The sequence below is a fragment of the Janibacter sp. GS2 genome, from assembly GCF_051200835.1.
Taxonomy (GTDB): domain Bacteria; phylum Actinomycetota; class Actinomycetes; order Actinomycetales; family Dermatophilaceae; genus Janibacter.
On the sequence record NZ_CP195161.1, the window covers coordinates 246,713 to 266,622 of the forward strand.

Here is a 19,910-nt window from a genome sequence, read left to right on the forward strand (position 1 = left end):
TCCCCCACAATGGCGCAGTGACCCCACCCGACCTGCACACGGCCCGCAAGCTGCTCGCCTGGCTCGGGGCCGGCCTGCTCGCCGGGGGCATGCCGGTGCACGAGGTCGAGGAGGACGTCCACGAGGCCGCAGCCGCCCTGGGTCACGAGGGTGCGGAGGTCGCCGCCTCCCCCACCGGCCTGTGGGTCGCCCTGACCAGCGGGGACCCGGCGACCTTCGAGGGCGTCGACGGCGGCGTGCGTCTCGACCAGCTCGCCGAGGTGAGCGCCGTGCACGCGGCCATCGTCGCCGGCGCCCTCGCGCCGAGCGACGCGCTGGGCCGGCTGGCGGTGCTGCGACAGCACCCCCACCGCTATCCCGCCTACGGCCTGCCCCTGGGCCTCTTCCTCGTCGGTACCGGGATCGCCCTGGTGCTCGCGCCCGCGTGGCCGTCGGTGATCTTCGCGGCCGCACTCAGCCAGGTCGTCGCCGGCCTGATGATGCTCAGCGGGCGCAACCTCCTCGTCGGCACCCTGCTGCCCTTCCTCGCGGCCTTCGCCACGGCGATCATCGCCTTCGCCGCCGCCGACCACGGACTCGTCGAGGCGCCCCTGTGGACGCTCGTCCCGCCGATCGCGGCGCTGCTGCCGGGGGCCCTCATCGTCACCGGCCTGACCGAGCTGTCCGCGGGGGCGATGGTGGCCGGCACGTCCCGTCTGGCGTACGGCGTGGCCCAGCTGCTGCTCTTCACCCTCGGGGTGGGCGCGGCCGTCGCCGTGCTCGGGCTGCCCCTGTCGCGGATCAACGCCGACCGTCCGGACGAGCTCGGGTGGTGGGCCCCCCTGCTCGGCCTGCTGCTCATCACCGTGGGGATCTCCCTGCTCGAGTCCGTGCCTCCGTCCCTCGTCCCCGCCCTGCTCGTGACGATCCTCGCGACCTTCGTCGCGCAGTCGCTCGGGCACGCGACGGGCGAGGGACCGTGGGTGGGAGCCTTCCTCGGGGCCGGTGCCGCGAGTCTCGTCGCGACGCTCGTGGAGTTCGTGCGGCCCCAGGTGCCGCGCGTCGTCGCCTTCCTCCCGAGCTTCTGGCTGCTCGTCCCCGGCTCGCTCGGGCTCGTCTCCGTCGCCCAGATCGAGTCCTCACCCGCGGCCGGGGTCATCGCCGTCGCCGAGGTCCTCGTCATCGTCACCTCGATCGCCCTCGGCGTGCTCGTCGGGGCCGGTCTCGCCCACCCCCTGCGTGACGTCGCCCGGCGACTCGGCTCCACCCACCGGCGTGTCGTACGGCAGTTCGGCGGACAGCGCACGGACGACCCCCGGAAATCCGGGGCCCCTCGACCGCCCACCGAGTGAACTGCAGTCCGACACGCGCCGGCGCTGGGACACTGGGCGGGTGTCACCCTTCGACCTGACGGCGATCGGCAAGGGCCTCCCCTTCGCCGACGCGCTGCCGGACCTGCGTGCCGCGCTCGGCGAGCGTGGCGTCGCCGTCGTGCAGGCCCCTCCCGGCTCCGGCAAGACCACCCTGGCCCCACCGCTCGTGGCGAGCGAGGCTCCCGGCCGGGTGGTCGTCACCGGCCCACGACGGGTGAGCGTCCGCTCCGCCGCCCACCGTCTGGCCCACCTCACGGGCACCGCGGTCGGCGACCTCGTCGGCTACACCGTCCGCGGTGAGCGGCACGTCCGCGCCGGTACCCGGGTCGAGTTCGTCACCCCCGGTGTCCTCCTGCGGCGCCTCCTCGCCGATCCGGAGCTCGACGGCACGGCCGCGGTCGTCCTCGACGAGATCCACGAGCGGGCGCTCGAGACCGACCTCCTCCTCGGGATGCTCGCCGAGGTCCGCCAGCTGCGCGACCTGCCCCTCGTCGCGATGTCGGCGACGCTCGACGCACCTGCGGTCGCCGACGTCCTCGCCGATGCCGCCGGCCCTGCCCCCCTCGTGGACAGCCCGGGCGCGCTGTACCCGCTCGACATCCGGTGGGCACCCGCCCCCTTCCCCCGGACCGATGCCCGGGGCGTCACCCAGGACTTCCTCCGGCACGTCGCCTCGATCACGGCCCGGCACCATGGCGAAGGGGGCGACACCCTGGTCTTCGTGCCCGGCGCCCGTGAGGTCGACCGGGTCGCCGACACGCTGCGTGGCCTCCTCACCGGTCACGACGTGCTGCCGCTGCACGGCCGCCTCGGCCCGCGCGAGCAGGACCGGGCGACCGGGGTGGGCAGCGGCGACGCGTCGCGGGTGATCGTCTCCACCGACCTCGCCGAGTCCTCGCTGACCGTCCCCGGGGTCCGGCTCGTCATCGACGCCGGCCTCTCCCGCGAGCCGCGACGCGATGCCGCCCGCGACATGTCCGGGCTCGTGACCGTGCAGGCCTCCCGGGCGTCGATGACGCAGCGGGCCGGTCGCGCCGCACGACTCGGTCCGGGCACGGCCGTGCGGCTGATCGAGGAGTCCGCGTGGTCCCGCGCCCCCGAGCACGTCACCCCGCAGATCACGACCGCAGATCTCACCGGGACCGCGCTGACGCTCGCGGCATGGGGCTCGCCGGGTGGACGGGGCATGCCCCTCCTCACGCCGGCGCCGACGGTCGCGATCGCCACGGCCGAGGACGGGCTGCGCGGCCTGGGCCTCATCGACGCCGACGGGCGGATCACCGACGACGGGCTGGCCGCGGCCCGTGTCCCGGCCGACCCACGGCTGGCCCGCGCCCTGCTCGAGGGGGCACGGCTCGTCGGGACCACCGCCGCAGCCGAGGTCGTCGCCGCCCTCGGCGATGACCTGCGCAGCGACGACGGCGACCTCGACCGGCTCCTCACCGGCCTGCGATCCGGACGCGGGCGTGAGGCCGGCCGGTGGCGGCGTGAGGTCGAGCGTCTGGCCCGACTCGCCCCCTCCGACGCCACCCACCACCCCTCCGGCGCAGCCGGTCTCGTCGCCGCACTCGCCCACCCGGGCCGCATCGCACGCCGCGTCGGGGACGGCACGACCTACCTCCTCGCCTCCGGGACCCGGGCCGCGCTGCCGCCCGGCGGCCCCCTTCGCCACCACGAGTGGATCGTCGTCGCCGATGTCGCCCGGGCTGAGGGCCGGGTCGCCGCGGGCACCGGCGCGGTGATCCGCCTGGCCGCTGCGCTCACCCGCAGCGAGGCCGAGACGGCCGGCGCCGGCCTGCGCACGCACGACGTCCGCGCGGACCTGGGCGAAGGGAGGGTCACCGCCCGTGAGGTGGACGCGATCGGCGCCATCGAGCTCAGCTCGACGCCCGTCCGCGTCGACGCCGCGACCGGAGCCGGGGTCATCGCACGTGCCCTGACCGACCGCGGGCTGGATGTCCTGTCCTGGTCGCCGGCGGCGGACGGTCTACGGCGCCGGCTCGCCGTGCTCCACCACCACCTCGGCGACCCGTGGCCGGATGTCTCCGACACCGCCCTCGCTGCCCGGGTCGAGGAGTGGCTCGGCCCGGAGCTGCAGCGGATCGCCACGGGGACGCCGGTGGCTCGGATCGACCTGACCGAGCCCCTTCGCCGGCTGCTGCCGTGGCCGGCGGCGACGCGACTCGACGAGCTCGCGCCACCACGCCTCGCCGTCCCCAGCGGCTCGCGGATCACGATCACCTGGCCACCGCACGACGAGCCCCGCGCCGCACCTGTGCTCGCCGTCAAGCTGCAGGAGTGCTTTGGTCTCGCCACCACGCCCCGGCTCGTCGGTGGTCGGGTACCGGTGCTCTTCCACCTGCTCTCCCCCGCCGGCCGACCACTCGCGGTGACCGACGACCTCGCCTCCTTCTGGTCCGGTCCGTACACGCAGGTGCGGGCGGAGATGCGCGGGCGCTATCCGAGGCATCCGTGGCCCGAGGATCCCTGGACCGCACCGGCCACGGCACGGACCACCCGACGGACGTGACCCACCCACCACCGTCAGCGTCGATCGGTGACCCTCAGGTAGTACCCGTCGGGGTCGTGCACCCGGAAGTCGGTCAGGCCCCACTCCCGATCCCGCAGGTCCTCGGCCAGCTCGACGCCGGCGGCCACGACACGGTCACGCTCGGCGCGCACGTCGTCGACCGCGATGACGATCTCGGTCCCGATCGGCACGGCCCGCTGCTCCGACGGATGACGGGGTGACTGCACCATGCCGATCCGCACCTCGTCCCTGCGGACGGAGGCATACCGCGGCGGCCCCTCCTTGCGGCCGACCAGCTCGAAGCCCAGGGCTGCGTAGAAGGCCACTGCCCGGTCGATGTCGCAGGGGAAGATCTCAATACGCAACGTGGCACCCATGCCGACGATGCTCCCACCGGGCCCGCGGTCAGGCCAGCAGGCGTCGGAGCACCCTCCGGTACCCGGGCGCGGCTGCCCGGGCGGCGAGGGGCTCCAGCCACTGCAGCCGGGTCGGGAGCCACGGCAGGTGCACGCTCTGGCGCCAGCTGACCCTGGAGCCCGTGACGACGGGGTCGACGTCCACGACGATCCGCCCGCCCAGCACGCGGCCCGTCTTGCCCACGACGGCGTGGCCCCCTTCGTCGTCGACGGGCGGGCGCCACTGGTCCACGCGCATCGTGTCGTCGAAACCCAGCGGCCCCACGCCCGTGCGGCCACGGAACTCGACGGCCTGGGCGAGGACGCGGGCGGGAGGGTCAGCCGTGACCCGCGTCAGCGGGATGACCTCGGAATGGCGCCGCAGATCCCACAGCCGCACCCAGGCGACCTCGGGCGCCACCGTCACCTCGAGGTCGATGCGGAAGCAGGCCCGGCTCACAGCAGTCCCCTCAGGTACGCGGCCTGGCCGATGTGCTGGGTGTCGTCGTCGATGACGCTGACCAGCCGCACGCCGAGCGTCACCGGCGGGTCCCAGGAGGTGTCGACGACCCGGTCGAGGTGGTCCTCCGTCAGCCCACCGACCCAGGCGAGCGTCTGCGCGTGGGTGGCCTCGACGTAGCGCGCGAGCAGGTCCGCCGACGCACGGACCTTCGCCACCTGGGCGGCGGTGTGGCCGAAGCCGATGTCGTCCTCGTCGAGGTCGAGATCGAAGAACTCGATGAACCCGCGCGCGGCCCAGACCTGCTGGAGCCCCGCGGCGTCGGCGAGGTGGTCGTCCTGGACGCGGTAGGCGTGCCACACGAGCCACCCGATCGGGTTGGCCTCCGTCGTGATCCGGTGCGCCAGCTGCTCCTGGCTCAGTCCGTCGATGGCGGCGAGCGCCCCCGCCCGGATCCGCTCGAAGGAGTCGGTGAGCAGCTCTGCGGGAGTCATGCTCCGACGCTACGCCCTGCGCCCGGGCGACGTCAGCAGCCCTTCGTATCGTCCGCAGCAGCTCGAGCTGCGGCTGGCGATACGAAGGGCTGCCTGCAGTAGTTCGTGGCGCGGGTCAGGTGGCGCAGCCCTCGGGACCGCAGGCGTCGGCGTCGGTGCCGGCATCGACGACCTGGATCGCGGGGACACGCTCGGACCACGCCGTGTCGATGACCTCGCGGAAGACCTCGGGCGGCTGGGCCCCGGAGACGGCGTACTTCATGTCCACGACGACGAAGGGGACGCCCGTCACCCCGATCTGGCGGCCCATGTCGATGTCGGAGGCCACCGCAGCGCGGTACCGGCCGTCCTCGAGGGCGGCGCGGACCTCCCCTTCGTCCAGCCCGGAGGCGACGCCCAGCCGCACCAGGGTGTCGACGTCGCCGATGTCGGCCCCGTGCTCGAAGTGCGCGGACAGCAGCGCCTCCTTGACGGCATCGCCGACCCCCCGCTCCTTGGCGAGGTGGAGCAGCTCGTGGGCCCGGGCGGAGTTGGCGACGACGAGCCGGTCGAAGTCGTAGGTCAGCCCCTCGCCGGCCGCCTGCTCGCGCAGGTGATCGAACATCTGGCGCACCTGCTCCTCGGACATCCCCTTGCGGGCGGCGAGGTACTCGACCCTGCTGCCCTCGTAGTGATCGGGCAGCCCGGGGTCGAGCTGGTAGCTGTGCCACGTCACCTCCACCTCGTCCCGGCGGGGGTGATCGGCGAGTGCGCTCTCGAGGCGGCGCTTGCCGATGTAGCACCACGGGCAGGCGATGTCGGACCAGATGTCGATCTGCATGCCGGTGGCAACACCGGCAGGCGCCCAGGTCATCCCGCGTGGACCGCCAGGGTCTCGCGGGCCCGCAGCCACGGGATGATCGCGAGCGCCGAGATCAGGCCGCTCAGCGCGAAGGCCCACTCGAAGCCGGCGGTGTCGGCCACGACGCCGACGAGGACCGGGCCGCCGATCCCTCCCGCGTCCTGGCACATCTGGAAGGTGGCGAGCACCTTGCCGCCGGAGCGCCCGTTGCCCACGACATCGGCGACGGTCGCCTGCTGCGCCGGGTTGAGCAGGCCCGAGCCCACGCCGAGGACCGCGGTCAGCACGAGGATCATGACCAGGCCACCGGCCAGCCCCATGGTCCCCATCGACACCGCACTCAGCACCAGCCCCACGATGATCGGGCGCCGACGGCCGATGGTGTCGGCCACCCGCCCGGAGTACTGCAGGGTCAGCGCCGTGACCGCGGCGCCGACGGCGAGCGCGACGCCCGCCGCCCAGGTCTCACCGACCACCGCCACGGCGAAGAGCGGCAGGATCGCCACCCGGACGCCGAAGTTCGTCCATCCGTTGGCGAAGGCCGAGACCATGGCCGAGCGGTAGGCACTGTCCCGCACGGCCTCGCCGACGGTCATCGGCGGCAGCGTCTCCTGCGTCGGGTCGGCCCGAAGGGGGGTCCCGCGCAGCATCAGCCCGACGAAGCCGGCCGCGATGAGCAGGGCGACCCCGTAGACGACGAAGGGGACCCGCATGCCGAACTCGCCGAGCGCGCCTCCGACGACCGGGCCGATCACACCTCCGATGAGGAAGGCGCTGCCGTACATCGAGGAGACCCGCCCACGCAGGCTCGGTGGGGCCAGCCGGACGAGCAGCGCCATGGCCGAGACGGTGAACATCGTCGAGCCGATCCCGCCGAGGGAGCGGAAGATCAGCAGCTGCCAGTAGTTCTGCGCGAAGGCGGAGGCGCCCGTCGAGAGCGCGACGATGACCAGACCGGTGAGATAGACCGGCCGTTCACCGAGTCGCGTGACGAGCGAACCACCCGCGGGGGCGAAGAGCAGCCGGAAGAAGGCGAAGGCCGAGACGATGACCGACGCTGCGGCGACCGAGACGTCGAAGCTGCGGGCGAACTGCGGCAGGACGGGTGAGATCAGGCCGAAGCCGATCGCGATGACGAAGGCCGCGGCGACGAGGACCCGGATCTCGGTCGGGATCCCGGGCCGCGTCTGCGGGGTCACGGCCGGGGTACTCACCCTCCGTACTGTGCCACCCGCCCGACCGAGCGCCGCACGAGCATCTGCCCGAGGAACCACGTGACCAGGTAGGACCCGACGAGCCCGAGGGTCATCGTCACGGCGAAGGCCAGCAGGAAGGGATTGCCCCAGGGGTCGGCCAAGCGCATGAGGATGATCCGCACGAGCCCGTCGGGGTTGGTCACGACGTCCCAGGAGTTGAAGCGCGGGAACCGGCCGAGATAGATCCCGAGCGAGGACAGGGCGAGCGACCCGACCGCCAGGGCCCATCCGGCGAGGGGCCCCGCCCGACGGGCGACCATGTGGTGCACGAGCAGCAACGAGGCGAGCCCGAGGAGCAGGCCCGTCCCCGCGAAGGCACCGATGAGCGCCGCGTCGAACCAGCGCGGAGCGCCGGGGATCGCCCCGACGTGGATGAAGTCGGTGAGGATGTACGGCGCATTCGGCAGGAAGAGCAACCATGCGACGCCGAGGGCGCCCAGCACCCACCCGGGGGCGCGCGCCCGGTCCAGCGCGGTCATGACCACCGCGATCACGTAGGGGACCCAGGCGAGGAAGAGATTCCAGAAGAGGAAGGCGAAGGCGGGCTCGCCCACCCGGTCCACGCGGATCGCATGCAGCCCGGCGGCCACCAGCGAGCCCCCGACGAGCAGGGCGGTGAGCCCGGTCAGTCGCAGGACGGGCCAGAAGGTCTCGGACATACCGTGACGATAGGAGGGCCCTCTGGGAGCCCGCTGAGGATGACCCCGACTACCGCTCCCGCGCCGCATCGTGCGACATGACGGTGACGGGGCAGCGCGCGTGGGTGACGCAGTGCTGACTCACCGACCCCAGGAGCATCCCGGCGACCCCACCGTGGCCGCGGCTGCCGACGACGACGAGCTGCGCCTCCTCGGACGCCTTCACCAGTGCCTCCGAGGGGTGGCCCTGCTCGACCCGCTCGGTGACCTGCCCCTCGTCTCCCAGTGCCTCGCGCACGGTGTGGGTCAGGACCTGGGCGGCCTCCTCCTTGAGGCGGTCGGAGTCGTCCCAGCTGACCATCGCGGTGTACCCGTAGACGGGCGCCGAGTGCCATCCGATCAGGGCGTGCAGCGGCGCCTCGACCGCTCGGGCGTACTGGGATCCCCACTGCAGCGCCCGCACGGAGTCCGGGGACCCGTCGACTCCGACGACGACCGGCTTGACGTCCATACCCCTGCACCCATCTCTCGTGTGGTCCGTGCTCCGCCTGGTCACTTCTTCTTGGCGGCCCTGGCGGTCTTCGCGGTCTTGGCCGTCTTGGCCGTCGCGGTCTTGGTCGTCTTGCTCGACTTGGCGGGCTTCGATGCCTTCGAGGGCCGCCCGTGCGGCATGACGAGGACGGGGCACCGCGCGTGGGTGACGAGGTGCTGGCTCACCGACCCGAGCAGCATGCCGGTGAACCCACCGTGGCCGCGACTGCCCACGACCACGAGCTGCGCGTCCCTGGACGCCCGCACGAGCACCTCCGAGGCATTGCCCCGCTCGATGCGCGCCTCGACCTGAGCGCCCTCGCCCAGCGCCTTGCGCACGGCCCCCTCCAGCACCTCGCGGTTCTTCTCCTCCACCGCGGTGAAGTCCTGCTTGCCGAAGAAGGTGTCGCCGTAGATGGTCGCGACCTCCCAGCTGATCACGCCGTGAAGGGGCGCCTCGATGAGGCGGGCGTGCTCGGCGGCCCACTGCAGCGCCCGGACGGAGTCCGGGGACCCGTCGACTCCGACGATGACTGGCTTGACGTCCATGTGCGTGCACCCATTCCTCTGACGGTTTCTCATCCACGAAGAACTGCGCGCCGTGGCGGCGCACTGTCACCGTAGCCCAGTCCACCGCACCAGGTGGCTGCTAAGCGGTGGCCTCCTCACGGCCACCGCGGGTGCGGACCTCACCACCGCGAGACAGCACCGGGCCGCTGTCGGGCCTCGGTGGGAGGGTGGGGACCCCGATCCAGGAGAGCCGATGAGCGACCTCAAGACGCATCTGCACCACTACCTCGGACTCCAGCGCACGGCGCTGCGGATGAAGTTCGACGGCCTCACCGAGCGGGAGGCCCGCCTGCCGCGCACCCCGACCGGCACCAACCTCCTGGGCCTGTACAAGCACGCCGGGGCCTGCGAGCTGGGGTACTTCGGCGAGACCTTCGGTCGACCGAGCAGCCTCCGGCTGCCGTGGGACGCCGAGGGGGTGACGGAGGAGGACAACTGCGACATGTTCGCCACCGAGACCGAGACGATGACCCAGGTCCTCGAGTGGACCCAGGCCTGTTTCGCCCATGCCGACGCGACCATCGAGGCACTCCCCCTGGAGGCCACCGGCTCGGTGCCCTGGTGGCCGCAGGACCGGCGCGAGGTGAGCCTCGGGCAGATCATCGTGCACATGGCGCTCGACGAGGCCCGGCACGCCGGTCACGCCGACATCCTGCGCGAGCAGTTCGACGGCAGCACCGGCCTGCGGTCCGAGGGCCACAACCTGCCCGAGTGGGACGAGCGGCGCTGGTCCGAGTACGGAGAGCGGCTGACGCGGATCGCGGACGACCGCGCCTGAGGCAGGATCGGCCCCATGGACCTGAGCGCAGCAGTGGACGAGCTCTACGGCGCCGACCCGGCGGACTTCGTCGCGGTCCGCGGCCGGCTCGTCGGCGCGGCGAGGTCCGCCGACGAGCCTGACCTGGCCGCAGAGCTGGCGACCCTGCGCAAACCGACCCTCGTCGCCTGGCTGCTCAACCGGGTCGCCCGCGACGAGCCGGGTGTCATCGCCGACCTGCTCGACCTCGGCGAGCGGATGCGCACCGCCCAGGCGAAGGGGGACGGCGCCGCCCTGGCCGCGGCGAGACCCGAGCGCCACGCGGCCATCGAGGCCCTCGTCGACGCTGCTCGTCGCTGCGCCGGGACCACCGGGTCCCGTTTCGGCCCTGCCGCGGCGGACGGGGTGTCCGCCACGGCGGTCGCGGCCCTCGCCGACCCCGCGAGCGGTCGGGCCCTCGCCTCGGGCCGGCTGCTGCGCCCCCTCGCCTACGCGGGCTTCGGCGAGGTCGAGCTCGATGACGCGGTGGCGGTGCTGCGACTCGTCCCCCCGATGGCCGACAGCGAGGAGGGCGAGGGTGCGGGAGAGGACCCCGAGACGCAGACCCTCGCCCACGACCGGGCGTTGGCCGAGGCCCGCGACGCCCTGCGCGGGAGCGAGCGCGACCTCAGCGCGGCCCGCCTCACCCTCTCGCAGGCGCGGGCGACCCTCGAGCACGCAACCGCAGCGGTCGAGCGGCTCGACGACCAGGTCACCCGGGCCGCCCGGCGCGTCACCGACCTCGAGACACGCCGGTGAGCGGGACCTGCATCCGATCGCCACGGTGACGCGGGACCATGGCGTGCATGAGCACGGCGCGCACGACGTCCACCCACACGTCCCCGACCGACCTGCCCGAGTGGGCGATCCCGGTCGAGGACCTCGAGGCGATGCTCGCGACCGATGACGACACCGTCGACACGGCCGCCATCCCGCGCCTGGCCTACCGCGACGCCGTCGAGGAGTCGGCTGCCCCCGGCGCCGCCTCGATGACCGCGTCGCCGGTGATCAACGAGGCCCCGCACGGCACCGCGACCTCCGACCACGTCGCTCCCCCGCTCGGGCACAGCCTGCGTCGCCGCCACGCGAGCCCCGAGTCCGTCGCCGCGATCCGCCGCAACCTCGTCGCGGTCGCCTGCGTCGTCCTCTCGGTCGTCCTCCTCGGCGCGGGCGTGGCGTGGCTCGCCGGCTGGATCGGCCTCGTCGCCTACGCGCTCCTCGTCATCGGCGCCTCCGTCATGGTGCACCGGACCAACGCCGGCTACGCGCCGCGCCACAGTCACTACGCCCCGCGTCACGCCTGATCGACGACGCACCCGGTCCCCGGCAGGGCGAAGGGGGAATCCCGCCACGGGCGGGATCCCCCCTTCGTGCGTCCCGAGGGCACTGGCGCCTCAGTGCGTGGCCTCCCACAGTGCCCGGCCGTGGCGGGCGCTGCCGTAACCGAACTCACGCGGGTTCTGTCCGGTGCCCTCGGGCGAGGTGATGGAGAGGTTGAGCCCCACCCCGTTGGAGTCCGGGCCGAGGACATCACTCATCCGACGCATCGCGTCGTCGACCACGGCCTGCGCGTCCCCGGTGACGGTGAACTTGCCGTAGACCACCGGACCCTTGCCCCCGCCACCGTCGTCGACGTCGTTGACGGTGACGTCCACCGAGGTCACGCCAGGGGTGCCTTCGAGGGCGGCGACGACCTCGTCGCGCCACGACTCCCCCTCCGGCACCTTGGGGCGGCCACCACCGAAGATGCCGCACCCCGTGAGGACGCCGGCGAGGAGGAGGGCCACGCTCACGCTCATCGCTGCTCGCATGGCCCCAGTCAACCGCATCTCACTCGCGGCCGGTCCCGTACTCCGTGATGTGCACCGCGCTCGGGTCGTCGGTGAGGAAGACGTCGATCCCGGGGCTGAGCGCATAGGCGACGAGGTCGTGGTGACCCGCCGCGATCTCCCGCGCGACCGACTCCGAGTAGTTGCGGTAGTGGTGCGCACTGTCGAGGTCGCCGCCGGTCAGGGTCACTCCCGGCTCGGGGTCGAGGCGCACCTGAGTGACGTGGGCCCCCGAGCCCGCGAGCGCCGGGTCGACGTGGGGGATCGGCGTCATCGGCAGGATCACCGGCGGCAGTGGTCCGGGCATCGGGATGGGCACGGGCGGCCCGGCGTAGGCATCCCCGAGATCCACCATGGGTACCGGGTCGTTCGTGTGCTCGAGAGCGAGGGTCTGCACCCCGTCGGGGATCGACCGGCTGTCGTTGGGTGAGCCCTCGGTGATCATGTGGGTGACGGTGTAGCGATCCATGAACTCCGGGTCCTGGGTCAGCTCGGCGACGACCATCCCGCCCTGGCTGTGTCCCTGGAGCATCACCGGTTCGCCCGGCTCGATGCCCGCCTCCTGCATGGCCGCCATCACCGCCTCCATCGAGGCGCTGCGCTCACCGGCCTGGAGCTCGAGGTTCGAGGTGTTGTCGAAGGCCTCGTCACCACCGGTGATCGAGCCGGGGAACTGCGTCAGTCCGTTGGTCCCCGGGACGGTGACGATGTGCGCGGACGAGCCATCCGGCTGCGCCACCTCGGTCACCCGCACGTGCCGGCGCTCGCTCTCGCGGCCGTCGGTGGTGTCGTAGGTGTCGTTCTGGATCTCCATCACGGCGTTGAGGTCGCTCGGGATGCGGCCCTCGAGCTCGGGGTCCGCGGGGAGGGTGCTGCGGGAGGTGACCACGCCCTCGCCGCTGTGGAGGAGCCGCTGGTCCTCACCGGTGAGGACATTGGCCGCGACACCGACGGTGCGCCCGCCCAGGAGGAGGGCGCTCGCAGCGACCTCGTGGAAGCGGGGCCACCGGCCGTCCGTGACGATCTGGGTGAGCTGCTCGCCGAGGGCGCTGGTGGAGGGCCCCAGCCGCGCCAGTGCCTGCGCGCCGGCATCCCAGCGGGCGAGGACCTCGTCGTCCCAGAAGTCACGGGTGACCCCGGCGAGCTGCGCACCACGGTCACCGACCCAGTCGAGGCCGTCACGGCCCCACTCGACGAGGTCGCGGCCCCGGTCGACACCCCAGTCCCACGTGTCCTCGAGCGCGTCGGTCCCCCGGTCCCACGCGTCCCCGAGACCGTCGATCGGAGTCGGCGGTCGCCAGCCGTCGCCTCCCCCACCGTCGCCTCCTCCACCGAAGAGGTCGTCGAAGAGGTCGTCGACGACCTCCCCGTGGTCCAGGCGCTCACCGCGCCCGCCGTCCCCAGCACCTCCGGAGGCCGTGTCCTGCTCCTCCGCCTGCCGCAGGAGCTCCCGCTGCAGGTGCTGCAGGGCAGCCGCCGCCGCCTCGAGGGAGCCCGCGCTGCTCGTCCAGCCGTTGCTGAATCCGCCCCGGTCGGCTCCGGCCCAGGCGCTGTCGAGGATCGCCATGCTCGCGGATCCCTCGCCGCGGACGGTGCGCAGGCGCTCGCCCGACGCGCCCAGCTGACCGGCGATGGAGCGCACTCGCTCGACGTCCATCCCCTCGCTGACGCTCATGACGCCGTCGGCTGCGTGCGGGAGCGCAGGTCGAGGGCACCGACGCCCAGCCACACGACCTCGTCCGCGATGCTGCCGGCCGGCACCCGGACCACCGTGAGCGCGTCGCCCTCGAGTCGCACCTCGAGCAGCCGGTCGTCAGCACCCTCCAGCCAGTGCCGGGCCGTGACGAAGGGGGTCGGCGTCCCGTTGTCGACCTGGAGGGCGAGATTGACCTCGACGTCGGCTCCGGCGAGGTCGGCGAGGACCCCGTCGGGGAGCGCTGAGCGCTCGGGGACGTCGCGCAGGATCCCGATGGTGCGTTCCTCGCGGGGGTTGGCACCCCCTTCGGCGCGGGTCAGCCGGCTGGGGGGCAGGACCCGCTGCACGGCCGGCCAGATGGCCTTCGGCTCGAAGAGGGCGATCTCGACGGCGTCCTCGACGGCGTCGACGACGACCTCGGCGTCGGTCACCGTGAGCCGACGCCGCTCGGTGATGCTCAGGCCGACCCGGGGACTGAGCGAGATGGCGCTGTGCATCCCGGCCCGCCCCGTGCGCGAGTGGACCCGGAAGGCGATGGGCGCGCTCGCGGCCTCGGCGAGCAGGTCCCGCCAGCGGGGCCGTAGCTCCCCCGCGTCAGAGGCGATCCCCGCGTCGACGAGCTCGTCCCACTCGGCCGCGCGGCCTGCGGGTGGCGCCCCCCGCACGGCGCTCGTGAGCACCTCGAGCGTGCTCGCCCGGATCGTGCGCGCCCGGAATCGGGTGTGGTCCCCAGCCATCACGTCTCCTGTGTCGTCCGGCCCTGCTGGGGAGCGAACCTAGGGCCGCGGAGGCGATCGGGGAATGGGGAGCGCTCCCCTCGGGCTCAGCTGAGCAGCGCCGCCAGGGTGCCCCCGAGCTCCGTGGCCCGGTCCGTGGCGTCGTCGTCGACGTCCCCGACGACCTCGAGCACGTCCGCGGACTGCTTCCAGTCCAGGGCCTGGACGATCGAGGTCACCGCCCGCACCGCGCCGGTGACGTCGTAGCGCCCGTGCACCCAGAGTCCGAAGGGCCGCTTGGCCGTCGGGCCGGCGGCGGGTCCCTCGCCCGCCCCGCCGGAGTCGTCGAGGGCGCCGCCGATGTGCAGGAAGGTCGAGTCGAAGAAGTGCTTGAGCGCCCCCGACATGTAGCCGAAGTTCGCCGGGGTGCCCAGGAGGTAGCCGTCGGCGGCGAGGACGTCATCGGCCGTGGCCTCGAGCGCCGGGACGACCTGCACCTCCACGCCCTCGATGTCGGGGTGCCGAGCCCCCTCGAGCGCTGCTTCGAGCAGGGCCCGCGTGGACCGGGTCGGGCTGTGGTGGACGACCAGAAGACGTGCCATGAGCCCATCGTGCCTTGCCCCGCACGCCCCCGTCAGGTGCCCTAGGCTGACCCCGGACATTCAGGGGTCTCCGCGAGCACCGCGCGCCCCGGCGCACGAGGCAGAGGGAGCACTCACCACATGACCGCAGGCACCGCGGAGCAGCCGCCCGAGAAGACCTCGCGACGCTCACGGGCCGACGCGGTCGACGAGGGCGCGGCACCCGAGCCGCCCAAGCTGCGCCGCCGCCCGATGCTCATCGCGGCCTCCGTGCTGCTCACCGCCGTCGGCGCCCTCCTCGGCGCCTGGCTGCTCACCGGACTCTCGGGGACGCAGTCGTACATCGCAGTGGGCGAGGACATCCAACGGGGCGACAAGATCACCGAGTCCGACCTCGTGCGCACCCAGCTGCGCGCGGACAACGCCATCGCTCCCCTGCGGTGGGAGGAGCAGCGGATCGCCGTCGGACAGTATGCCGCGGTCGACATGGCCGCCGGCTCGCTCGTGACACGGGACTCGGTCAAGGCCGAGAACGCGCCCAAGGCCGGCTACACCGCCGTCGGCCTCTCCCTCGTGCCGGGCCAGACGGTCTCCGGCGACCTGCCGACCGGCTCCCCCGTCTGGGTCGTCATGGTCCCGTCCAACACCGACGTCGGCACCGAGCCGGAGAAGAAGGCGGGTTCGGTCGCCCGAGAGAGCATGTCCTCGGACGGCACGACCAAGCTCGTGGACGTCATGGTCAAGGAGAAGGACGCACCGGCCGTCGCCGCGGCCGGCGCCCGCCAGGAGGTCTCGGTGGTCCTGCGCTCCACCGAGGACGAGGAGGCCAGCGCGGACGAGGACGGGCTGGCCGAGCCCTCGAACAGCCCGAGCGGCTCGTCGTCGAGCAGCGCGGACAACTGATGGCGGTCGTCTCGCTCTTCTCCGCCTCGGGGGCCCCCGGGGTCACGGTGACCTCCCTCGGCCTGGCCCTGGCCTGGCAGCGGCACGTCATGCTCGTCGACGCCGACGCCTCCGGCTCCTCCTCCGTGCTCGCCGGGTACCTCCAGGGGCAGACCGTCCACGACCGGGGGCTGCTCGACCTGGCCGTCGCCAACCGCGTCGGCAACCTCGGCTCCGCCATCGCCACCGTCTCGATGCCCCTGCCCGGGTCATCGGTCCAGTTCGTCCCGGGGATCCGTTCCTTCCAGCAGGCGGCCTCCGTCGCCCCGCTGTGGGAGCCCCTGTCCGGGGTGCTGCGCGGCATGGAGCAGCGCGGCGTCGACGTCGTCGTCGACGCCGGACGGATCGGGCTGGAGAACGCCGCGCTGCCGATCGTCCGCTCCGCCGACCTCTCCCTCCTCGTGGTCCGCAGCGACCTGCCTGCCGTGGCCGGCGCCCGCGCCTGGGCGCACAGCCTGCACGAGCAGCTCACGGCAGTCGGCTCCGCGCACCAGCTCGGGGTCCTCCTCGTCGGCCCCGGCCGTCCGTACTCGAGCCGCGAGATCCGGTCGGTGCTGGGTCTGCCCGTCGTCGCCGAGATCCCGTGGGATCCGCAGGCGGCCCACGTCTACTACGCCGGCGCGACTCCGAAGAAGAACTTCGCCTCGGGCCCGCTGAACCGCAGCCTGCGCACCGCGGTCAGCTCCGCACAGGGCCTGATCTCCACCAACCGCGAGCGATTGGGCACCCAGCGCACGAAGGAGGGGACGCACCCGTGAGCGACGAGCACGGCGGCCGGGCCTCGGACCCCACGTCCCTGCCCCTCTTCGCCACCCCCAGCACCCCCGACGCGAGCGTCCGGGAGGACGAGGCGGTCTCCCAGCGGCTCGCGGCCGGGGCCGGGTCCGTCTCCCCCTACGACCGGCACGCGGCGCCCGAGCAGACCCCACCGCCACCGACCTGGGGTCTGCCCCGGGAGCGACCCACACCGGCCGCGGGCCGGCCACCGGCTCCCACGGGCGGGCCACCCCCTTCGCCGTCCGGGTACGCGACGGTCCCCGCCCAGCGCCTCGGCCACGACGTCGCCCACGACACGGGGATGGACTGGGCCCAGGTCGCCGACCTGAGGACGCAGGCCTCCGAGATGCTCACGGGGGCGTTGCAGGACCGCGGTCACCTCGAGTCGGAGGCCCAGCGCGAGCTCGGCCGCTCGATCATCGTCGAGCTGCTGCAGACGACCGCCTCCAACAACCTTGCGGCCGGCCGCCGCGCATGGTCGATGGACGAGCAGGACCGCATCGGGCAGGCCGTCTTCAATGCCCTCTTCGGCCTGGGTCGACTCCAGCCGCTCGTCGATGACGAGCACGTGGAGAACATCGAGATCACCGGTTGCGACCAGGTCCTCCTCGAGTACACCGACGGCAGCCTGCGCCAGGGCCCGCCCGTCGCGGAGAACGACCAGGAGCTCATCGACTTCCTCGTCTTCCTCGCGAGTCGCTCCGAGGTGAATGCGCGCCCCTTCTCGGAGGCACAGCCCCGTCTGCACATGCGTCTCGACGGGGGCGCGCGACTCGCCGCCACCGCGTGGGTCACGCCCCGCCCGTCCCTGGTCATCCGGCGCCACCGCCTGCGCGAGATCACCCTCGAGGAGCTCTCCGGGCGCGGGATGATGGACGCCGTCGCGGTCTCCTTCCTCCGCGCGGCGGTCAAGGCGAAGAAGAGCATCGTCGTCGCCGGCGCCCAGGGCGCCGGCAAGACGACCATGGTCCGCGCCCTGTGCGCCGAGCTCGACCCGTGGGAGCGGATCGGCACCTTCGAGACCGAGTACGAGCTGCACCTGCACGAGCTGCCGGAGAAGCACCGTCGGATCGTCGCGTGGGAGTCCCGGCCGGGCTCGGGCGAGGTCGGCTCCGACGGCCGTCAGGCCGGTGAGATCCCGCTCGATGACCTGCTCTACGACTCCTTCCGCTTCAACCTCTCCCGACAGATCGTGGGCGAGGTCCGCGGCCGTGAGGTGCTCGCCATGATCAAGGCGATGCAGTCCGGGTCGGGTTCGATCAGCACGACGCACTCGGCCCACGCCGTCGGGGCGATCCGCAAGCTCGTCACCTGCGCCATGGAGGCCGGCTCGCACGTCACCGAGGCCTATGCGGAGCGGGCCGTCGCGGAGCACATCGACATCATCGTGCAGGTCCAGCTCGACACCGCACCCAGCGACGACGGCGTGGCCCGCCGCGATCGCTACGTCAGCGAGATCATCGCCATCCAACCCGGGGAGGACGGGCCGGCGACGACGCACGTCTTCGCGCCGAGCCCGCACGGCGGCCCCCCGGTCCCCGGCATCCTGCCGGACGAGTACCGCAGTCTCGCCCGGTGGGGCTTCGACCTCGATGGCTACTTCGCCAAGGCCGGGCGATGAGCCCCTGGGTGACGGGGGCCCTCGTCGGGGCCCTGCTCGTGCTCGGCGGCATCACCTTCTTCGAGGGGATGCGCAAGGTCCCGCCGCGGCAGAAGCGCGTCAAGCTCGCGTCGGTCGAGCGGGACACGTGGTGGGACCGCCTGCCCCGCCGGCGGCAACAGCTGATCATCGCCGGCGTCAGCGCCGGCGTGGTCATCGCCCTGCTCACCGGGTGGGTCATCGCGATCCTCCTCATCCCGGCCGCGATCATCGGCCTGCCGTGGCTGCTCAGCGCCGGCGACGCCACGGCCCGCATCGAGCGGCTCGAGGCGATGGAGGAGTGGACGCGCTCCCTCGCAGGCGTGCTCACCGTCGGTGTCGGTCTCGAGCAGGCGATCGTCGCCACCCTTCGCTCCGCACCGAAGGAGATCCAGCCGGAGGTCAACCTGCTCGCGGCACGTCTGCGAGCCCGCTGGCCCACCGAGGACGCCCTGCGGTCCTTCGCCGACGACCTCGACGACTCCACGGGCGACCTGCTCGCGGCCAACCTCCTGCTCGGGGCGCAGCGCCGCGGTGCCGGTCTCGCCAGCGTCCTCGAGTCGGTCGCCATCGCCGTCGGCGAGGACGTCCGCGCCCGGCGGATGATCGAGGCCGACCGGGAGAAGCCGCGGTCCACGGCCAGGGTGGTCACGATCATCACCCTCGGGGCGTTGGTCATCATGTTCTTCTTCTCCGGGATGTTCGACGCCTACCGCACCGGGATCGGACAGGTCATCCTCACGCTGCTGCTCGCCGCCTATGTCGCCACCCTCGTGTGGATGAAGTCCATGGCGAAGGGGAAGAAGCTGCCCCGATTCATCGGCGTCGAGGTCGCGGAGGATGCTCGCCGATGACGACCTCACTGCAGATCGCCCTCCTGGCCGGAGGGCTCATCGGTCTGGGCCTCTCCCTCCTCGCGTGGCGGCTCCGACCGGCGCAGGTCGACCTGGCCACGGCCCTCGACCGGCTCTCCCCCGACCGCTCCCTGGGGCGGGCGCCCACCGAGGGTCCGGGTGAGGGCGGCGCCGAGCCGGACACCCGGGACCGACTCGGTCGGTGGGCCATGCGCGTCCTGCCCCTCGACTCCCTCGGGGCCCCGCCCTACCGTGAGCTCGCCCTGATGCGGGTTCCGGTGCACCGCTTCTACGGCGAGAAGGCCCTCTTCGCCCTCCTCGGGGCCTTCCTGCCCTTCGTCCTGCTCCTCGTCGCCCGGTTCGTCGGATTCGGCGTGCCCTGGTTCTACGGCCTCATCGGCGCCGTCGTCGGTGGCGGGTTGATGTTCTTCCTCCCCGACTACAACATCAGCGACGATGCCAAGGCCTCCCGGAAGGAGTTCGGCCGCGCCCTCGCGTCCTACATCGATCTCGTCGCACTGGAGCGCAACAGCGGCTCCGGCCCTCGACAGGCCATGGAGATCGCAGCGAACATCGGCGACTCCTGGGTCTTCCGCCGCCTCGCGGAGGAGCTCTCCCGGTCCCGGTGGTCGGGCCTGCCACCGTGGGACGCACTGCGCCGGCTCTCCGACGAGCTCGGCCTCCCGGAGCTCGCCGACCTCGCCGACATCATGCGGCTGTCCGGCGAGGAGGGGGCGCAGGTGTACCAGACGCTGCGGTCCCGCTCGCAGAGCATGCGCACGGCGGAGCTCAATGCCGCGCTGACCGAGGCGAATGCCACGGGCGAGCGGATGTCGATCCCGATGTCGGCGCTCGGCCTGATCTTCATGGCGATCCTCGTCGCTCCGTCACTCCTGGGCGTCATCCAGGCGTGATCGCGCGTGCGGAGCCGGCACCCACGAGGTGCACTCACGATGCCGTGTGGGGCCTCAACCCTTGGGTTCGGTCCATGGGGTCCGCTACCCTAGCCACGA

General features: G+C 73.0%; 22 protein-coding genes. 10 read left to right on the forward strand and 12 right to left on the reverse strand.

Annotated features, from left to right (window positions below):
* The first annotated feature begins 17 nt into the window (after positions 1–17).
* Positions 18–1,331, forward strand: coding sequence for a threonine/serine ThrE exporter family protein (locus ACR9E9_RS01200; RefSeq protein ID WP_435200862.1), 1,314 nt, complete (start codon positions 18–20; stop codon positions 1,329–1,331).
* A 40-nt stretch (positions 1,332–1,371) separates the two neighbouring features.
* A complete protein-coding gene (gene hrpB / locus ACR9E9_RS01205) occupies positions 1,372–3,882 on the forward strand; it encodes an ATP-dependent helicase HrpB (RefSeq protein ID WP_435200864.1) in 2,511 nt (836 codons plus the stop codon).
* Between the two features lie 14 nt (positions 3,883–3,896).
* On the opposite strand, the gene ACR9E9_RS01210 is transcribed toward hrpB, so the two are convergent.
* The 8 genes from ACR9E9_RS01210 to ACR9E9_RS01245 form a co-directional block, all read right to left on the reverse strand.
* Positions 3,897–4,259: a VOC family protein gene (locus ACR9E9_RS01210; protein ID WP_435200866.1), complete on the reverse strand. Its 363-nt coding sequence runs from the start codon at positions 4,257–4,259 to the stop codon at positions 3,897–3,899.
* 28 nt (positions 4,260–4,287) lie between these two features.
* Positions 4,288–4,737, reverse strand: a complete 450-nt coding sequence (locus tag ACR9E9_RS01215; protein WP_435200868.1) for an SRPBCC family protein — start codon at positions 4,735–4,737, stop codon at positions 4,288–4,290.
* The gene (locus ACR9E9_RS01220) at positions 4,734–5,231 is read right to left on the reverse strand and encodes a mycothiol transferase (RefSeq protein WP_435200870.1); all 498 of its coding nucleotides are present in this window, start codon (positions 5,229–5,231) and stop codon (positions 4,734–4,736) included. Before ACR9E9_RS01220 ends, ACR9E9_RS01215 begins: the two co-directional genes overlap by 4 nt.
* Before the next feature lie 115 nt (positions 5,232–5,346).
* Positions 5,347–6,084: a DsbA family oxidoreductase gene (locus ACR9E9_RS01225; RefSeq protein WP_435200872.1), complete on the reverse strand. Its 738-nt coding sequence runs from the start codon at positions 6,082–6,084 to the stop codon at positions 5,347–5,349.
* The gene (locus ACR9E9_RS01230) at positions 6,081–7,286 is read right to left on the reverse strand and encodes an MFS transporter (RefSeq protein WP_435200874.1); all 1,206 of its coding nucleotides are present in this window, start codon (positions 7,284–7,286) and stop codon (positions 6,081–6,083) included. The genes ACR9E9_RS01225 and ACR9E9_RS01230 overlap by 4 nt, the downstream gene beginning before the upstream one ends.
* Positions 7,283–7,987 carry a DUF1361 domain-containing protein gene (locus ACR9E9_RS01235; RefSeq protein WP_435200876.1) on the reverse strand — a complete coding sequence of 235 codons (705 nt, stop codon included), beginning with the start codon at positions 7,985–7,987 and terminating at the stop codon, positions 7,283–7,285. The genes ACR9E9_RS01230 and ACR9E9_RS01235 overlap by 4 nt, the downstream gene beginning before the upstream one ends.
* 49 nt (positions 7,988–8,036) lie before the next feature.
* Positions 8,037–8,477 carry a universal stress protein gene (locus ACR9E9_RS01240; protein WP_435200878.1) on the reverse strand — a complete coding sequence of 147 codons (441 nt, stop codon included), beginning with the start codon at positions 8,475–8,477 and terminating at the stop codon, positions 8,037–8,039.
* 41 nt (positions 8,478–8,518) lie between these two features.
* Entirely contained in the window at positions 8,519–9,046 is a 528-nt protein-coding gene (locus ACR9E9_RS01245) for a universal stress protein (protein ID WP_435200880.1), read from the reverse strand.
* 214 nt (positions 9,047–9,260) lie between these two features.
* Between ACR9E9_RS01245 and ACR9E9_RS01250 the strand changes: the two genes are divergently transcribed.
* From ACR9E9_RS01250 to ACR9E9_RS01260, 3 genes are read left to right on the forward strand one after another with little or no spacing between them, the layout of a single operon-like run.
* Positions 9,261–9,845 (forward strand): DinB family protein, encoded by a 585-nt coding sequence (locus ACR9E9_RS01250; protein WP_435200882.1) that lies wholly within the window; start codon positions 9,261–9,263, stop codon positions 9,843–9,845.
* A gap of 15 nt (positions 9,846–9,860) precedes the next feature.
* A complete protein-coding gene (locus ACR9E9_RS01255; protein WP_435200884.1) occupies positions 9,861–10,622 on the forward strand; it encodes a hypothetical protein in 762 nt (253 codons plus the stop codon).
* 47 nt (positions 10,623–10,669) lie between these two features.
* On the forward strand, positions 10,670–11,167 hold the full coding sequence (locus ACR9E9_RS01260) for a hypothetical protein (protein ID WP_435200886.1): 498 nt from the start codon (positions 10,670–10,672) through the stop codon (positions 11,165–11,167).
* A gap of 90 nt (positions 11,168–11,257) precedes the next feature.
* Here ACR9E9_RS01260 and ACR9E9_RS01265 read toward each other — a convergent pair whose 3' ends face one another.
* The 4 genes from ACR9E9_RS01265 to ACR9E9_RS01280 all read right to left on the reverse strand — a co-directional run bounded on the left by ACR9E9_RS01265 (position 11,258) and on the right by ACR9E9_RS01280 (position 14,706).
* On the reverse strand, positions 11,258–11,674 hold the full coding sequence (locus ACR9E9_RS01265) for a hypothetical protein (protein WP_435200888.1): 417 nt from the start codon (positions 11,672–11,674) through the stop codon (positions 11,258–11,260).
* A gap of 19 nt (positions 11,675–11,693) precedes the next feature.
* Positions 11,694–13,367: a hypothetical protein gene (locus tag ACR9E9_RS01270; RefSeq protein ID WP_435200890.1), complete on the reverse strand. Its 1,674-nt coding sequence runs from the start codon at positions 13,365–13,367 to the stop codon at positions 11,694–11,696.
* On the reverse strand, positions 13,364–14,125 hold the full coding sequence (locus tag ACR9E9_RS01275; RefSeq protein ID WP_435200891.1) for a hypothetical protein: 762 nt from the start codon (positions 14,123–14,125) through the stop codon (positions 13,364–13,366). The genes ACR9E9_RS01270 and ACR9E9_RS01275 overlap by 4 nt, the downstream gene beginning before the upstream one ends.
* A gap of 86 nt (positions 14,126–14,211) precedes the next feature.
* On the reverse strand, positions 14,212–14,706 hold the full coding sequence (locus tag ACR9E9_RS01280; protein ID WP_435200893.1) for a flavodoxin family protein: 495 nt from the start codon (positions 14,704–14,706) through the stop codon (positions 14,212–14,214).
* A gap of 120 nt (positions 14,707–14,826) precedes the next feature.
* Here ACR9E9_RS01280 and ACR9E9_RS01285 point away from each other — a divergent pair, with 120 nt between their 5' ends.
* Genes ACR9E9_RS01285 through ACR9E9_RS01305 form a run of 5 tightly spaced genes read left to right on the forward strand, consistent with a single transcriptional unit; the run spans position 14,827 to position 19,811 of the window.
* A complete protein-coding gene (locus tag ACR9E9_RS01285; RefSeq protein WP_435200895.1) occupies positions 14,827–15,588 on the forward strand; it encodes an SAF domain-containing protein in 762 nt (253 codons plus the stop codon).
* Positions 15,588–16,385 carry a MinD/ParA family ATP-binding protein gene (locus ACR9E9_RS01290; RefSeq protein WP_435200897.1) on the forward strand — a complete coding sequence of 266 codons (798 nt, stop codon included), beginning with the start codon at positions 15,588–15,590 and terminating at the stop codon, positions 16,383–16,385. The genes ACR9E9_RS01285 and ACR9E9_RS01290 overlap by 1 nt, the downstream gene beginning before the upstream one ends.
* Positions 16,382–18,025 carry a CpaF family protein gene (locus ACR9E9_RS01295; protein WP_435200899.1) on the forward strand — a complete coding sequence of 548 codons (1,644 nt, stop codon included), beginning with the start codon at positions 16,382–16,384 and terminating at the stop codon, positions 18,023–18,025. Before ACR9E9_RS01290 ends, ACR9E9_RS01295 begins: the two co-directional genes overlap by 4 nt.
* A complete protein-coding gene (locus ACR9E9_RS01300; protein WP_435200901.1) occupies positions 18,022–18,897 on the forward strand; it encodes a type II secretion system F family protein in 876 nt (291 codons plus the stop codon). Before ACR9E9_RS01295 ends, ACR9E9_RS01300 begins: the two co-directional genes overlap by 4 nt.
* Positions 18,894–19,811, forward strand: a complete 918-nt coding sequence (locus ACR9E9_RS01305) for a type II secretion system F family protein (RefSeq protein ID WP_435200903.1) — start codon at positions 18,894–18,896, stop codon at positions 19,809–19,811. The genes ACR9E9_RS01300 and ACR9E9_RS01305 overlap by 4 nt, the downstream gene beginning before the upstream one ends.
* Positions 19,812–19,910: the final 99 nt, after the last annotated feature.

Excerpts from the sequence above, each read along its gene's own strand:
- ACR9E9_RS01250 (WP_435200882.1), top strand. The coding sequence starts at position 9,261 with ATGAGCGACCTCAAGACGCATCTGCACCACTACCTCGGACTCCAGCGC.
- ACR9E9_RS01290 (WP_435200897.1), top strand. The coding sequence starts at position 15,588 with ATGGCGGTCGTCTCGCTCTTCTCCGCCTCGGGGGCCCCCGGGGTCACG.
- ACR9E9_RS01280 (WP_435200893.1), bottom strand. The coding sequence starts at position 14,706 with ATGGCACGTCTTCTGGTCGTCCACCACAGCCCGACCCGGTCCACGCGG.
- ACR9E9_RS01270 (WP_435200890.1), bottom strand. The coding sequence starts at position 13,367 with ATGAGCGTCAGCGAGGGGATGGACGTCGAGCGAGTGCGCTCCATCGCC.
- ACR9E9_RS01225 (WP_435200872.1), bottom strand. The coding sequence starts at position 6,084 with ATGACCTGGGCGCCTGCCGGTGTTGCCACCGGCATGCAGATCGACATC.
- ACR9E9_RS01305 (WP_435200903.1), top strand. The coding sequence starts at position 18,894 with ATGACGACCTCACTGCAGATCGCCCTCCTGGCCGGAGGGCTCATCGGT.
- ACR9E9_RS01275 (WP_435200891.1), bottom strand. The coding sequence starts at position 14,125 with ATGGCTGGGGACCACACCCGATTCCGGGCGCGCACGATCCGGGCGAGC.
- ACR9E9_RS01235 (WP_435200876.1), bottom strand. The coding sequence starts at position 7,987 with ATGTCCGAGACCTTCTGGCCCGTCCTGCGACTGACCGGGCTCACCGCC.
- ACR9E9_RS01210 (WP_435200866.1), bottom strand. The coding sequence starts at position 4,259 with ATGGGTGCCACGTTGCGTATTGAGATCTTCCCCTGCGACATCGACCGG.
- ACR9E9_RS01285 (WP_435200895.1), top strand. The coding sequence starts at position 14,827 with ATGACCGCAGGCACCGCGGAGCAGCCGCCCGAGAAGACCTCGCGACGC.
- ACR9E9_RS01260 (WP_435200886.1), top strand. The coding sequence starts at position 10,670 with ATGAGCACGGCGCGCACGACGTCCACCCACACGTCCCCGACCGACCTG.
- ACR9E9_RS01265 (WP_435200888.1), bottom strand. The coding sequence starts at position 11,674 with ATGCGAGCAGCGATGAGCGTGAGCGTGGCCCTCCTCCTCGCCGGCGTC.
- ACR9E9_RS01245 (WP_435200880.1), bottom strand. The coding sequence starts at position 9,046 with ATGGACGTCAAGCCAGTCATCGTCGGAGTCGACGGGTCCCCGGACTCC.
- ACR9E9_RS01240 (WP_435200878.1), bottom strand. The coding sequence starts at position 8,477 with ATGGACGTCAAGCCGGTCGTCGTCGGAGTCGACGGGTCCCCGGACTCC.
- ACR9E9_RS01300 (WP_435200901.1), top strand. The coding sequence starts at position 18,022 with ATGAGCCCCTGGGTGACGGGGGCCCTCGTCGGGGCCCTGCTCGTGCTC.
- ACR9E9_RS01220 (WP_435200870.1), bottom strand. The coding sequence starts at position 5,231 with ATGACTCCCGCAGAGCTGCTCACCGACTCCTTCGAGCGGATCCGGGCG.
- ACR9E9_RS01255 (WP_435200884.1), top strand. The coding sequence starts at position 9,861 with ATGGACCTGAGCGCAGCAGTGGACGAGCTCTACGGCGCCGACCCGGCG.